16 protein-coding genes are annotated in these 14,124 nt (G+C 53.3%); 14 read left to right on the top strand and 2 right to left on the bottom strand.

All coding sequences use genetic code 11. The features are described 5' to 3' along the window. Positions 1-50: 50 nt before the first annotated feature. From resA to fabV, 5 genes are read left to right on the top strand one after another with little or no spacing between them, the layout of a single operon-like run. Positions 51-584 carry a thiol-disulfide oxidoreductase ResA gene (resA, locus tag QQZ12_RS04850; protein ID WP_102993879.1) on the top strand — a complete coding sequence of 178 codons (534 nt, stop codon included), beginning with the start codon at positions 51-53 and terminating at the stop codon, positions 582-584. 15 nt (positions 585-599) lie between these two features. Continuing rightward, the gene (locus tag QQZ12_RS04845; RefSeq protein ID WP_223247955.1) at positions 600-920 is read left to right on the top strand and encodes a rhodanese-like domain-containing protein; all 321 of its coding nucleotides are present in this window, start codon (positions 600-602) and stop codon (positions 918-920) included. 23 nt (positions 921-943) lie between these two features. Next, positions 944-1,861, top strand: a complete 918-nt coding sequence (gene cysK / locus QQZ12_RS04840) for a cysteine synthase A (RefSeq protein ID WP_262983059.1) — start codon at positions 944-946, stop codon at positions 1,859-1,861. A 14-nt stretch (positions 1,862-1,875) separates the two neighbouring features. After that, positions 1,876-2,997: a class I SAM-dependent methyltransferase gene (locus QQZ12_RS04835; protein WP_102992882.1), complete on the top strand. Its 1,122-nt coding sequence runs from the start codon at positions 1,876-1,878 to the stop codon at positions 2,995-2,997. 19 nt (positions 2,998-3,016) lie between these two features. Further along, entirely contained in the window at positions 3,017-4,207 is a 1,191-nt protein-coding gene (fabV, locus tag QQZ12_RS04830) for an enoyl-ACP reductase FabV (RefSeq protein WP_102992881.1), read from the top strand. 94 nt (positions 4,208-4,301) lie between these two features. Here the strand turns inward: fabV and QQZ12_RS04825 are convergent, their stop codons facing one another. After that, positions 4,302-4,529, bottom strand: coding sequence for a DUF2626 family protein (locus QQZ12_RS04825; RefSeq protein ID WP_022736478.1), 228 nt, complete (start codon positions 4,527-4,529; stop codon positions 4,302-4,304). Between the two features lie 121 nt (positions 4,530-4,650). Between QQZ12_RS04825 and QQZ12_RS04820 the strand changes: the two genes are divergently transcribed. After that, a complete protein-coding gene (locus QQZ12_RS04820) occupies positions 4,651-5,415 on the top strand; it encodes an enoyl-CoA hydratase/isomerase family protein (RefSeq protein ID WP_181352745.1) in 765 nt (254 codons plus the stop codon). 188 nt (positions 5,416-5,603) lie between these two features. Next, positions 5,604-6,221 (top strand): RsfA family transcriptional regulator, encoded by a 618-nt coding sequence (locus QQZ12_RS04815; RefSeq protein WP_102992879.1) that lies wholly within the window; start codon positions 5,604-5,606, stop codon positions 6,219-6,221. Positions 6,222-6,266: 45 nt separating this feature from the next. Here QQZ12_RS04815 and QQZ12_RS04810 read toward each other — a convergent pair whose 3' ends face one another. Then, entirely contained in the window at positions 6,267-6,740 is a 474-nt protein-coding gene (locus tag QQZ12_RS04810; RefSeq protein ID WP_102992878.1) for an N-acetyltransferase, read from the bottom strand. Between the two features lie 146 nt (positions 6,741-6,886). On the opposite strand from QQZ12_RS04810, the gene QQZ12_RS04805 reads away from it, so the two are divergent. The 7 genes from QQZ12_RS04805 to QQZ12_RS04775 all read left to right on the top strand — a co-directional run bounded on the left by QQZ12_RS04805 (position 6,887) and on the right by QQZ12_RS04775 (position 14,099). Beyond that, positions 6,887-8,215, top strand: coding sequence for an acetyl-CoA carboxylase biotin carboxylase subunit (locus tag QQZ12_RS04805; protein ID WP_102992877.1), 1,329 nt, complete (start codon positions 6,887-6,889; stop codon positions 8,213-8,215). A 12-nt stretch (positions 8,216-8,227) separates the two neighbouring features. Then, complete coding sequence (locus QQZ12_RS04800) at positions 8,228-8,440, top strand: biotin/lipoyl-containing protein (RefSeq protein WP_102992876.1); 213 nt, start codon at positions 8,228-8,230, stop codon at positions 8,438-8,440. 16 nt (positions 8,441-8,456) lie between these two features. Beyond that, a complete protein-coding gene (locus tag QQZ12_RS04795; RefSeq protein ID WP_102992875.1) occupies positions 8,457-9,374 on the top strand; it encodes a hydroxymethylglutaryl-CoA lyase in 918 nt (305 codons plus the stop codon). Continuing rightward, positions 9,371-10,147: an enoyl-CoA hydratase-related protein gene (locus QQZ12_RS04790; protein ID WP_102992874.1), complete on the top strand. Its 777-nt coding sequence runs from the start codon at positions 9,371-9,373 to the stop codon at positions 10,145-10,147. Before QQZ12_RS04795 ends, QQZ12_RS04790 begins: the two co-directional genes overlap by 4 nt. Positions 10,148-10,159: 12 nt before the next feature. Continuing rightward, a complete protein-coding gene (locus tag QQZ12_RS04785; protein ID WP_102992873.1) occupies positions 10,160-11,695 on the top strand; it encodes an acyl-CoA carboxylase subunit beta in 1,536 nt (511 codons plus the stop codon). Between the two features lie 69 nt (positions 11,696-11,764). Beyond that, entirely contained in the window at positions 11,765-12,673 is a 909-nt protein-coding gene (locus QQZ12_RS04780) for a ketopantoate reductase family protein (RefSeq protein WP_189318855.1), read from the top strand. Positions 12,674-12,704: 31 nt separating this feature from the next. Beyond that, complete coding sequence (locus QQZ12_RS04775; RefSeq protein ID WP_284724043.1) at positions 12,705-14,099, top strand: MFS transporter; 1,395 nt, start codon at positions 12,705-12,707, stop codon at positions 14,097-14,099. Positions 14,100-14,124 lie beyond the last annotated feature (25 nt).

Genomic DNA, 14,124 nt, shown 5'->3' with positions numbered 1-14,124 from the left:
GCCATTTCAGCTTTTTTGTTACAATTTGATGGGAAAGACAGGTGATGAATGTGAGCAAACAAACACGGTATTGGGTCAGACGCCTTTTGTTTGTCGTGATGCTGGGGTTGGTCGGTTATGCCTTGTACCAATCTGTGGCCCAAGGGGAAGGGAACCGTCCCGAACCGGGTCGTCCTGCTCCTGTTTTCCAATTGACGACGCTGGACGGCAAAGAGGTTTCGCTTGAAGATTACAAAGGAAAAGCGGTTATGCTCAACTTTTGGGGTTCGTGGTGTGAACCGTGTACCAAAGAGATGCCGGCTTTGCAAACCGTTTATGAAAAATACAAAAACAAAGGCTTTGTCGTGCTGGGTGTCAATATCGCGGAAACGGATTTCACGGCCAACGCATTTGCCAAACGGATGGGCATTTCGTTTCCGGTACTTATGGACCGGCAACGTGATGTGGTGAAATTGTACGATGTGGTGCCGATTCCTAGCTCATTCTTCATCGATCCAGAGGGAACGCTGAAGCAGAGGGTGGAAGCTCCACTTACGGTGGAACAATTGGAGCCGATCGTGCAGTCGATTTTACCAAAAAAATGATAAGGAGCGGTCATGATGGGACAATACAAAGATATTGAAGCAAGTCGGTTAAGCGAAGCGGCGGATGAATTGCAACAATATGTGCTAGTGGACGTGCGCACGGATGAGGAATACCAGGAAGGGCACATTCCGGGAGCGATTCACATCCCGCATGATCAAATGGAAGCGCGGCATGAGGAACTGGCACCGCACAAAGGGCAGAAAATCTTGTTGATTTGCCGGAGCGGCCGCCGTAGCGTGTTGGCGGCTCAAGTGCTGGCTACGCGCGGATACACGGAGTTGTACAACCTCAAAGGGGGAATGCTGGAGTGGACGGGTCCGCAAACCAAGGAGTAGAAAGCAAATCACAGCACGCGCGGGTGGCCCAGCAAGTGCTCGATTTAATTGGAATGACGCCGGTGGTCAAGCTGAACCGGCTGGTTCGCCCAGAGTGGGCAGAAGTGTATGTAAAGCTGGAAAAAATGAATCCGGGCGGCAGTGTGAAAGATCGAACCGCCTACAACATGATTCGCGATGCCGAAGAAAAGGGCCTGCTCAAGCCGGGTGCGACCATTATCGAGCCGACGAGCGGCAACACGGGGATCGGCCTGGCGCTGGTCGGTGCCGCCCGTGGGTACCGGACGATTCTGGTCATGCCCGACACGATGAGCAAAGAGCGGGTGATGCTGTTAAAAGGGTATGGCGCAGAAGTAGTGTTGACGCCAGGGAACGAACGGATGCCGGGTGCGATCAAAAAAGCGGAAGAGCTGGTGGCATCGATCCCTGGTTCGTTTATGCCATCACAATTTGAAAATGCCGCCAATCCCGATGTTCATCGGCGCACGACCGGCCCGGAAATTCTCAAGCAAACGCAAGGGCGGTTGGACGCGTTTATCGCTACGGCGGGAACGGGCGGCACCATCACCGGAGTGGGCGAGTATTTGCGTCAACATATGCCGGGCATATTTATCGGTGTGGTGGAGCCTAAGGGATCACCGGTGTTGGCCGGGGGCGTACCGGGGCCACATCAAATTCCGGGTACCAGTCCCGGTTTTGTGCCGCCTGTGCTAAACCGCTCTGTTTTTGATGAAATTTTCCATGTGAGCGATGAGGAAGCCCTCAAAGTGACGCGTGCCCTTGCTTGCCAAGAAGCGTTGCTGTTGGGGCCTTCTTCCGGAGCTTCTGTTTGGGCGGCGCTCAAAGTGGCCGAGCGCCTCGGCAAGGGTAAGCGGGTCTTGTGCATGGCCCCAGACACGGGTGAACGTTATCTGAGCACCGAAGTGTTTAATTTTTCATAAGAGAGGGCTGTGCCATGACCCAACCGCTCTTAAATGAAATCGTCGCAGAGATCGAGCTTTCCCCTCATCAGGCCATTCCGTTTTCGCGCTACATGGAATTGGCTTTGTACCACCCGGAGTGGGGTTATTACCAGACGAATCGAACCAAGTTGGGCAAAGAAGGGGATTTCTTCACCAACGCCCATGTCGGAACAGTCATGGGCCGGGTCTTGGGGCGTTTGTTCTGGCGTATGGTGGCGATGACGGGAAACGAAGAGGAATGGGTGCTGGTGGAGATGGGCGCGGGAGACGGGCGTTTGATGGAGCAAGTGGCCAATGAATGGCTGGCTCAGGGCGGGAAGCCGGACAAGTTGCATGCGTACTTGGTGGAAACAAGCCCCCATCACCGCCGATTGCAACAAGAACGCCTGGGTTCGCATCCTATCTCGTTTCATTGGTCTAGGCGCCTTGAGGAAGTGCCACGGGCCAAATACTCTTTTTTATATACCAATGAGTTGGTTGACGCCTTCCCGGTGCATCGGATAAAAAAAGAAGGGGGAGCCATTTGGGAAGCGTATGTATCCAAGGGGAAGAACGGACGCCTAAGCGAATGTTGGTTTCCCCTGAAAGAATCTGACGATCCCGCCGTATGGGAGAGGGGCCGGCTTCTTGCGGAGGGGCAGATTACCGAAGTGCCCGTCGCTGCCCGTGAGTGGCTCAGTCAAGTGGCGGGCTGGTTGGAAAAGGGAATTCTCTTGACGATCGATTACGGCGGAGAAACGGAAGAACTGCTGGCCCGGAGGGAAGGCACGCTACGGGCTTACCGCGAACACCGGTTGTGGACAGACCTCTATCACACACCGGGGGAGATGGATTTGACAGCCCATGTGGATTTCACATTGCTTCGGCTGTGGGGGGCGGAGTTGGGCTTACACACATTTGCCTGTCTGTCCCAAGCCGAGTTTTTGCTCAGGGCTGGCGTATTGGATCTGCTACCGGCCACTCCGGCGCGTGACCCGTTCAGCGCCGAGGCGAAACAAGCGCGGGCCGTCACCCATTTGATTCATCCGCAAGGGATGGGCGAGCGCTTCCGCGTTTTGTTGCAAGGCAAAGGCGTGTCCGCGTCCGACATGGAACGGTTGGTTCCCAATTTATGAAAACGAAAGAGGATGGAAAATGATCATTAAGCCTAAATTCCGTGGTTTCATTTGTACGACGGCACATCCGGAAGGCTGTGCGCAACAGGTGCGAAACCAAATTGATTATGTTAAAAGTCAACCGGCCATCAATGGCCCGAAAAAAGTGTTGGTGATCGGTGCTTCAACCGGTTATGGATTGGCTTCCCGCATCACGGCAGCTTTTGGCGCTGGGGCGGATACGATCGGTGTCTTTTTTGAACGTCCGAGCTCGGGCAACCGCACAGCTACCGCAGGGTGGTACAACACGGCAGCGTTTGAGGAAGCAGCGCGCGAAGCGGGGTTGTTCGCCAAAAGCATCAATGGGGATGCTTTTTCCAATGAAATCAAACAACAAACCATCGAAATGATCAAACGGGAATGGGGCAAAGTTGATTTGGTGGTATACAGCTTGGCCGCTCCCAAACGGGTTCATCCGGAGACAGGAGAAGTGTTTTCATCCGTTTTGAAACCGATTGGACAAACGTTCTCCAACAAAACGGTTGATTTCCACACCGAGGAAGTGTCGCACATCTCGATTGAACCGGCAACCGAGGAAGAGATTCGCCATACGATTGCAGTGATGGGCGGAGAGGACTGGAAGATGTGGATCGATGCTCTCCAAGAGGCCGACGTGTTGAATGAAGGTGCCAAAACGGTCGCATACTCGTATATCGGTCCTGTTGTGACGCATCCCGTGTATCGCGAGGGAACCGTGGGTCGTGCCAAAAACCACCTGGAGGCGACGGCTCATGAGCTGGACAAGCAGTTGAAGAAGATTGGCGGCGAGGCGTATGTATCAGTAAACAAAGCGCTTGTTACCCAGTCCAGTTCGGCGATCCCAGTAGTGCCGCTGTACATATCGCTTTTGTACAAAGTGATGAAAGAAAAAGGCCTGCATGAAGGATGCATCGAGCAGATGTATCGATTGTTCAACGAACGCCTGTACACCGGCGGCGAGGTGCAGGTGGATGAGGAAGGGCGCATCCGTATCGACGATTGGGAGATGCGGGAGGATGTGCAAGCGGAAGTGTCAGCCCGTTGGTCCAAGGTGGACTCGGATAATCTGAAGGAGCTTTCGGATATTGAAGGGTACCGCAGAGATTTCTTCCAACTCTTCGGATTTGAAACCGATGGGGTTGATTACGAAGCGGACACTGAAGCCAATGTGACGATTCAGAGCTTGGCCTGACGCATGTTGGGAAGGACTCGGACTCTTGATGTGTTCCGAGTCCTTTTTTGACCATAAAAATAAGCTCCCTGTGAATCCGGGAGCTGTGCACTGATTAATGCATCATAAATGTGGAATACCAGACCATGCCGACAAACGACACGAACATATATCCACCGAAAAGATACATATAGGTTCTTTCGGTCAGCTTCAGGTAGCCTAACACGACAAACAGAATCGTTTGTACCGCGAACAGGGCCGCCGGAATGTACATATGACCCGCTAAGAACATGAGTGCAATCACGAAAGTCCAGAAGCCGAGGACGCGAAACATGCGGTCCATGTGCCACACTCCTTCCTACTTGGATGCGTTATGTAAGGGCATCCACTGTCGCCATATTCTAACATGCTTATTATACCCTCAGGCATCGCTTGTATCAAGCAAAAGGGAAAGGATGTTCAAAATGCAGACACTTCTTGTGCGAAAACAAGGGCCGATCCAATGGATCCGTTTTCACCGCCCAGATGTGAGAAACGCGGTCAATCCGCAAATGATGGGGGAGCTAGAACAAGTCTTGACTGAGATCGAACAAGATCCACAGTGCAAAGTGGTCATTTTCTCCGGAGATGAGCGAGCTTTTGTTTCCGGTGGGGATTTGGATGCGTTGCACCAATATGGGCACAAACATGAAATCCAGCCGATCATGGAGCGGATGGGACGAATTTTGGAACGGGTCCATGGATTGGCGCCATTGACGGTTGCATTTGTCGAAGGGGCGGCTGTTGGTGGGGGCTGCGAAATCGTGGCTAGTTGCGATCTATGTTTTGCTTCGGCGACGGCCCGGTTCGGCATGATCCAAGTGAAGCTGGGCATTACCACTGGATGGGGAGGAGCGGGACGCTTGATGCGGAAGATCGGGCCAGCACGAGCTCTGCCCCTGCTACTGACAGGACAGATTCTGTCTGCGTCCGAGGCGAAGGCATCCGGGTTGGTTGATGTGTTGCTCGATGGAGAGCGGGCTGACCAGGCTGTACAGGAGTTCGCCGAACAAGTGGCGAAGGCGCCGCTGGAGATCATCCGATTTTATAAGGGGCTGGCTGAAGAGGTGAATCGGGGTGTGCCCTCGGCGGAGCTGTATGCCCGGGAGGCGGAACAGTGCGCCAGTCTGTGGGAATCAGAAGAGCATGCGCAAGCGGTACGCGAATTTTTGGCGCGGCGGAAATCATAAGCTGCAGCCAAACCGCTTAGGTTAAGGCGTATGACACCGGTAAGCCGCGGGGAATCGTGTATACTTCCTCTTCCACATGGCAATAAAAATTAGTAGAGCCATATACTATGTTTTATATCAATTGCATAAAGATAAAACGGAAACGTTTGTTAGACGCGCATGAGCTGTGGAAGATGGGAGGTACTCGTATGGCTGTAAAGCGCCAGGATGCGTGGACACCGGATGATGATATGATCTTGGCCGAAGTGACGCTCAGGCATATCCGCGAAGGCGGCACGCAACTCTCGGCATTTGAGGAAGTGGCGGAAAAGCTGGGGCGGACACCGGCTGCTTGCGGTTTTCGCTGGAACAGCACCGTGCGAAAAAAATATGAGGCGGCGATTCAAATTGCCAAGTCGCAACGACAGAAGCGATTGCAAGAACGGAATCGCAGCCAGTCTCACCGGGTCAAATCCGGCGAGGATGCGACCGGCGATTCCTTGTATACGATTGACAATATCATCCGTTTCTTGCGGCAATACAAGAATGAAGTGGCTGAGCTAAAACGCCAACAAAAATTGTTGGAAAAAGAAATTGAGGAGAAAGAGGCGCTTCTTAGCAAGCTAGAGGCCGAAAACAACGAAATGAAAGCGCATCTGGAACACGTGCAGAGTGATTACCGACTGGTGAACGATGATTATCGGACCTTGGTGCAAATCATGGAGCGCGCGCGAAAAATGGCTTTGCTGACGGAAGAAGACGAGGCACTCAGCAAAGCGAAATTCCGGATGGAGGAAAACGGCAACCTGGAGCGTCTGGACAAATAACGAAAAAAGACCCGCATACAACGTTTGTGTGGGTCTTTTTAAACGTTAATCTCTCCGTTCATCTCCTGGCGGGAGCCAGACATAAGGGCTTTCGTCGCGGTCGCGGGAAGGGGGGGCATAGACGGGGACAAAGCCCATTTTCAACCAAAACGGGCCAGATCGCCAGCGAGCGTTGGTTTTGATGGGCAACCCCATGCTTTGGGCGTGGGCGACCAATGCCCAGCCAAGTCCTCGCCCCCGATATTGCGGCAAGACTTCTAGTTTCCAGATTTCGTAGTGGTGTTGGGCTGGTTGGAAATAACGGTCGTATTTGGCATCAATCAGATACAGGCTGAGGCGTGCTGCCAGCTCCCCTTCTAGGTAGATGCCGTAGAATGGGGAGTGGCTATCGTTTTCGACCAGATTGGCACGTAGATCGTCCAACATGGATAACTCTTGCAAACCGTATTCGTAGAACTGAGTGAATTGTTCTAATGTTTTGTAATTGATCTTGAGGTGTTCCACCTGAAAAGTTTTCATGCGCTCCCTCCTAGGGATTCTTCGTTTTTCATTGTATCCTAAAAGTGATCATGTTATTCTGAGAAGGATTAAAATAAATAATTGTCGAATTTTTTGCGATAGAAATATTTTTAATAAGAATGCAATCAGGTGAGGTGAGGCTGGATTTGCGAAAAGTGCTGATTGCCAACCGTGGGGAAATCGCTTGTCGGATCATCCGCACGTGTCAAGAGCGTGGCTGGAAAAGCGTGGCTGTTTATTCAGAAGCGGATCGGATGATGCCGTTTGTGGAGATGGCGGATGAAGCCATCTGCATTGGGCCGCCGCCTGTGGCCAAAAGTTACCTCAACCAAGAGGCGATTTTGGATGCGGCTAAGCGCACCCAAGCAGATGCTCTGCATCCCGGATACGGTTTTTTGTCGGAAAACGCCCAGTTCGCCAAACGGGTTCAAGAAGCGGGGGTCCGATGGATTGGACCGGAACCGGAAGTGATCCAGATGATGGGAGACAAGGTGACGGCTCGTGCCACTATGAGTCAAGCAGGTGTGCCGATCGCTCCGGGGACGGGGGCGCTTGCATCGTTGGAGGAGGCATGCCAGGCCGCCGCGGAAATCGGTTATCCCGTCATGATCAAAGCGAGCGCTGGCGGCGGCGGAATCGGGATGCAAGTCTGTCCGAACGAAGAAGCGCTGAGGCAGTCGTATGCCTCGATTCAAACCAAAGCTCGCGCCTATTTCGGCGATGCGGCTGTTTATATTGAAAAGTGGGTCTCACCTGCCCGCCATATTGAAGTACAGATCGCCGCGGATGCGGATGGACAAGTGATCCATCTGTTTGAAAGAGACTGTTCTGTGCAACGGCGCAATCAGAAAGTGATTGAAGAGAGTTTGGCTCCAACGCTGGATGTGACGATAAGGAAGCGGATGTACCAAGCTGCCGTGGCCGCTGCCCAAGCGGTGAGGTATACAGGAGTGGGAACGGTTGAGTTCTTGCTCGGTTCGGATGGGGAGTTTTATTTTTTGGAGATGAATACGCGGTTGCAAGTGGAGCATCCCGTGACAGAAATGATCACTGGGTTGGACCTGGTTGCGATGCAATGTGATCTTGCTTGCGGAGTAGTGCTTGCTCTAAAACAAGAAGATGTTTCGGTGCAGGGACATGCGATCGAATGGAGGATTTACGCGGAAGATCCAGTGACGTTTTATCCTTCTCCGGGCATGATCACGGTGTTTGAACCGCCTACGGGTGAAGGGATTCGCGTCGATGCGGGAGTGAAGGAGGGCACGATGGTGTCACCTTACTATGATCCGCTCTTGGCCAAATTGATTGTAAGCGGTTCCAACCGAGAAGAGGCTCTCGCCAAGAGCCACCAGGCTTTGGAGGCCTTTAAAGTGGAGGGGATCAAAACCAATCTGCCCTTGTTACGCCGATTGGCCCAGGAGCCGATGTTTACGTCAGGCAAATACGACACGCAAATCATATCTCAACTCAAATAGGAGGGAATGCGTATGGCACAAGTAAAATCGACAATGGCAGGCGTGGTGTTAGCGATTCATGCGCAACTGGGGGAGCGGATTGAAGTGGGGCAAGATGTGATCTTGCTGGAATCGATGAAGATGGAAATTCCTATTCAGGCCGAAGTGGCAGGTACTGTGAAAGAAATCAAGGTGCAAGTGGGTGATTTTGTCGAGGATGGAGCGGCGTTGATCGAATTGGAGTAAGCCAGGGGGGGAACGCATGCAGATCAAACTAGTAGAAGTGGGCTTACGGGACGGATTGCAGAATGAACGGATCATATTGGGAACGGAAGACAAAGTGAGAGTGGCGAAAGGGCTTTTGGCCGCGGGTGTTCGCCACCTGGAGGTAACTTCTTTCGTCTCTCCGCGTTGGATTCCGCAGTTGGCTGACGCTACCCAATTGGCGCATCAATTGCCTTCTCTTGCCGATGTTGTCTATCGAGCGCTCGTTCCGAATCGCAAAGGAGCAGAGCGGGCCGCGCAAACGCCCATTCACGAGTGGGCTGTCTTCATGTCGGCTAGTGAGACGCACAACCGCAAGAACATCAACAAGAGCATCAGCGACACGTATCCGGTGTTGCGTGAAGTCATGGAGATGGCCAAAGAGCAAGGTATCCGTGTGCGAGGGTATGTTTCGACGGTATTTGGTTGCCCTTACGAAGGAAAGGTGTCAACAGCGCAGGTGTTGCGCGTGTGTGAGCAATTGCTCCAGATGGGGGTGTATGAGATTTCGCTTGGCGACACGATTGGCGTAGCTACGCCCAAAGCGGTGAAAAGCCTGTTACAAGAGTGTCAGCAACATATTCCCCTGACGCAGATCGCGGGCCATTTCCATGACACCAGGGGCACGGGGCTGACTAATGCCTATACGGCGCTGGAGATGGGTGTGCGCACGTTGGACACATCCTTAGGTGGATTGGGCGGATGTCCCTACGCGCCAGGCGCATCAGGAAACTTGGCCACGGAAGATGTCTTATACCTGTTGCAACAAGAGGGAATCGATACCGGCATCGATCTGGCGCGCGTCTGCGAAACGAGTGAATTTGTGCAGACCAAATGTCGCCGGCCGTTGCCTTCCAAAGTGTTGCAAAGCCATCTGGCGCAAAAAAGACAAGAGAAAAGGGGAGATGAGTCATGAACGCGATCCGCTTGGAACGGCGCGACGGAATTGCCTTGGTAACGCTTAATCGACCGGCATCCCACAATGCATTAAATCGCCCGTTGTTGCAAGAATTATCCCAATTGACGGAAGTGCTGCGGGAGGAGCGCGATACGCGCGTGGTCATTTTCACTGGTGCTGGGGAAAAGGCGTTTTGCGCCGGCGCGGATTTGAAAGAGCGCCAGACGTTCACAGAAGAGGATGTGCGCCAGTTTATTGTGCTGATACGTGACACTTTCACCCGCATCGCGGAGTTGCCTCAGCCTACCATCGCGGCGATCAACGGGGTTGCATTCGGCGGGGGAATGGAACTGGCTTTGGCGTGCGACTTGCGGTTGATGGATGAGGCGGCACGGATGGGATTGACAGAGACATCGCTTGGCATCATTCCGGGGGCGGGTGGAACACAGCGCTTGCCGCGGTTGGTCGGCGTGGCCAAAGCGAAGGAACTGATCCTCATGGCCAAACGGTTCGGTGCTGCCGAAGCATTGCAGATGGGTCTGGTAAATGCGATTTCAGCACCGGGGGAGGTGCTGAGCCTTGCTTGGGAGTGGGCTGAAACCTTGAAGCAAAATGCCCCATTGGCATTGATACAAGCCAAATGGGCCATCGACCACGGATTGGAGACGGACATAGGTGAAGGGCTTTTGTTGGAAACCAAAGCCTACGATGTCTTGATCCCAACCAAAGATCGCCTGGAAGGCTTGGCCGCTTTTCAAGAAAAGAGAAAACCGCAATATCGCGGAGAATAAGGGGTGGAACCGATGAATGACCAATTGATAGCGAAACTGGCTGAGAGCGAAACCCGAGTGAAAGCGGGGGGAGCGCCCAAATATCACGAAAAATTGCAGCAACAGCAGAAACTGTTTGTGCGCAAACGCTTGGAGCTATTATTTGATGATGATTTTCAGGTGGAAGACGGGCTGTTCGCCAATTTTTCAGCGGGTGACCTGCCGGCAGACGGCGTTGTGACGGCCATGGGCAAAGTGAACGGACAAATGGTTTGCGTCATGGCTAATGATAGCACGGTGAAGGCTGGCTCATGGGGCGCCCGAACAGTCGAGAAAATCATCCGCATTCAGGAGACGGCGGAGAAGTTAAAAGTGCCGCTGATTTACCTAGTAGACTCCGCGGGGGCGCGGATCACCGACCAGATCGAGATGTTCCCAGGACGCCGGGGAGCAGGTCGCATCTTTTATAACCAAGTGAAACTGTCGGGCATGATTCCGCAAGTGTGCGTCCTGTTTGGCCCGTCTGCGGCGGGAGGAGCGTATATCCCAGCCTTTTGCGATATTGTCATCATGGTCGACAAAAACGCGAGCATGTACTTGGGATCGCCGCGGATGGCAGAGATGGTGATCGGGGAAAAAGTGACGCTGGAAGAAATGGGCGGTGCCCGTATGCACTGTACAGTAAGCGGTTGCGGCGATGTGTTGGCAGTCAGTGAAGAAGAGGCCATCGCATCCTGCCGCCGCTACTTAAGCTATATGCCCGCCAACTATCAAGCGCCGCACCGACCTGTTGTAGGCAAGTCGCCCGAACAGGGAGTCCGGCCGCCGTCCAAAGTAATCCCCGATCACCAGAATGCGCCATTTGACATGCAGGAGCTGATTCGGGGATTGATTGATGAAGATTCCTTTTATGAAGTGAAGGCATTATTTGCTAAAGAGATGATCACTGGCTTTGCCCGGATTGACGGCCGGCCGGTGGGGATTATCGCCAACCAGTCCAAAGTGAAAGGCGGAGTGATATTTATCGACTCCGCGGATAAGGCGACGCGATTTATCAATTTATGCGATGCGTATAATATTCCTTTATTGTTCTTGGCTGATGTGCCGGGTTTCATGATCGGCACACAGGTGGAGCGGGCCGGAATCATTCGCCATGGAGCTAAGATGATATCGGCAATGTCGGAGGCCACAGTACCCAAAATCTCCGTCATCGTCCGCAAAGCGTATGGCGCCGGCTTGTACGCCATGGCTGGCCCGGCGTTTGAACCGGACTGCTGTTTGGCCTTGCCCACGGCGCAGATCGCGGTCATGGGCCCCGAGGCGGCTGTCAACGCCGTGTACAGCAATAAAATCGCCGAACTGGAAGAGCCTGAACGAACCGAATTTGTCATGGCCAAACGGGAAGAGTACCGTAAGGACATCGACATCTACCGGTTAGCGAGTGAATTGATTGTGGATGGAATTGTAGCCCCAGATGATTTGCGTGGGGAATTGATACGGAGATTTTCCGCCTACGAAAGCAAGCAAATGAAATTTAGTGAGCGAAAACATCCGGTTTATCCGGTGTGATAACATGTGTATGATAAAAGAGGAGCCTTCAGCTGTTGGCTCCTTTTTCATATGAGAGGAGGGGGCGAGATGAAAACGGCCATCATCGGTGGCGGCGCGTTGGGGCTTTTGTGGGGTGCCCGATTGGCACGGGCGGGTTTTCCGGTGACAATGATTGTGAGGACGCAAAGCCAGGCCGCCACAATAAAGAAGATGGGAATCACCGTGCAAAGCTTGTCGGGCGGCGAATGGACCGTGCCGGCAGAAGCGTGTGCCAGCTCATCCCTTCCAGCCGGTAAAGCTGACAGTGTGTTCGTCATGGTGAAGCAAATGGATCTGCCGGCGGTCACCCCGGTGATTGCGGCCTTGACCCATGAGGAAACGCAGGTCTTGTTTTGGCAGAATGGATGGGGGCATGGGGAAATAGTCAAGAAACTGTCTGCACAGGCTTGCACCTACTTGGCCGTGACCACGGAAGGCGCTTTGCGGTTGGGGGTGAATCAGGTGGCGCATACCGGCAACGGCGAAACGTGGGTCGGCCCGTATCCAGATTCGCGCAGGGAACCGCATCCCGCATTGGAGCGCTTATGGCAACTGGAACAAAAGATTGCATGGGATCCAGACATTTTGGTCCGGATCTGGGAAAAACTAGCCGTAAATTGCGTCATCAATCCCTTGACGGCATTGGAGGACGTGCCAAACGGCGAAGTGGGACATCCGCGGTACGAACAAATGAAGCGGGCGATCATTGAAGAGACGGTTCGCGTTGCCCGCGCGGAAGGCGTCCGGCTTGACCCAGCCGCTGTGAAGGAAAGGGTGGAACGGGTCATTCGTTTGACCGCTCGCAACCACTCGTCTATGTTGCAGGATATGAAGCGAGGACGGAAGACGGAAATTGCCCATATCAATGGGGCGGTGGCGGAACTAGGCGCCAAATGGGGCATCCCCACCCCCGTCAATGCAGAGTTGATGCGACGGGTTCAGGACAAAGAAGCGTAGATTGGATGTTGAACACGCTGGAGGGAGTATGTTGACACGTTTTAAACGGTTCACGTTAGAAACGTATATAGTGGCGATGGTTGCGATCACCATCGATGCGATCATCCTGGCTCCGGCCTTGCCTTTTGTGATGAGTGAGTATCATGTGCCCATTCATTGGGGAGTGTGGACCATCTCGTTGCACCTTGCTGTTTTTTCCATGGCTTTGCCGGTGATGGAAAATGCGGCGATGAGCATAGGACGCATGAAAATATTGCATGTCGCGCTGGGGCTTTTGTTTGTGGGAACGTGGATGGTGTTCACGGTCAAGTCTTGGATGTGCTTGATGTGTGGAAGAATCATTCAAGCAGTGGGCATAGGTGGTGCCATTCCCTATATTTCCGCGCAGGTTCGTCGCATCATGGCTCAACAAAATCGACAATGGCAATGGATGGCCATGTTGGTGTTGGGGAGCGCGGTGGCTGCCACCCCGTGGTTGGTTTCAGGACTTATTGAGTTGCTCGGATGGCGGTTCGCCTTTTTGTTCCACGGGTTGGGAGGCGTGGCTTTGTTTGCCGTATCCCGCAGATGGGTTTGTTCCGACCGCCCTCAACGAATGCGCGCTACCGGAGGGGCGTCCATTTTCTTTTTCGGGCTGATCTTGTTTTTCGTCATGGCTGGATTGACGAAGACGGATTTGTTGGGTGGATGGCGTGCTATCGCGCAACCGGATGTGTTACCTTTGTGGATCATGGGCGTGGGAATGATTGTTCCGTTGTTGATGGTGGAACGGCAAAAAAACCAACCGTTTTTTGAACCGCATCTTTTCGCCAATTGGCGGTTTTGGCTTCTGTACGGCCAAGCCGGACTATCTGGATTCATTTGGACGGGGTTCGTGCTAGTACCTTTTTGGGCTGCGTACAGTTACGGATTTGATCATATCACTGCTGGCGCATTGTTCAGTTACTTGTTGCTTTGCTCTTTGTTTGCACTGTCATTGGTGCAGTCGGTGGCGAGAGCATGGGGCTTTCGGTGGACGGCAGTGTTCGGGTATGGATTGAGTGCACTGTCTTTTCTCGCTTTGGCGTTAAACCCGCCGTTTGTCTGGTCATTCACCGCGTTTGGTTTGCTTAGTTTCGGCCTGAGTTTTGTGCTAGCTGCGCCCGTTCATCAGCCGCTGTTTGCTTGGATGCCCAATCGACGCATGCGCAGCGGCATGATGGCGTTGGGGATGTTTCGCGTGGCGGGGGGAGCGATCGGCCTTCTCACCGTGAGCCGAATTTTCACCGCGGCTGATGCCCGGCTGTTGTTTTGGACAGCGGATGTGGCCTTGCCTCCGCAAGTGGTTGCCGCGGGAGTGTCAAGTGTCTATTGGTTTTCGGCCTTTGCATCGCTCGCAGGCGTTTTTCTCAGCATGTTGGTGCGATTTCAGCGTCCCGTTCTATGAACTTTTCGTGATATACTATAGAAAG

The sequence above is a fragment of the Laceyella tengchongensis genome (assembly GCF_900182735.1).
GTDB lineage: Bacteria > Bacillota > Bacilli > Thermoactinomycetales > Thermoactinomycetaceae > Laceyella > Laceyella tengchongensis.
Note: the sequence above shows the minus strand (reverse complement) of the source record. Positions and strands in the feature narration are given on the sequence as shown.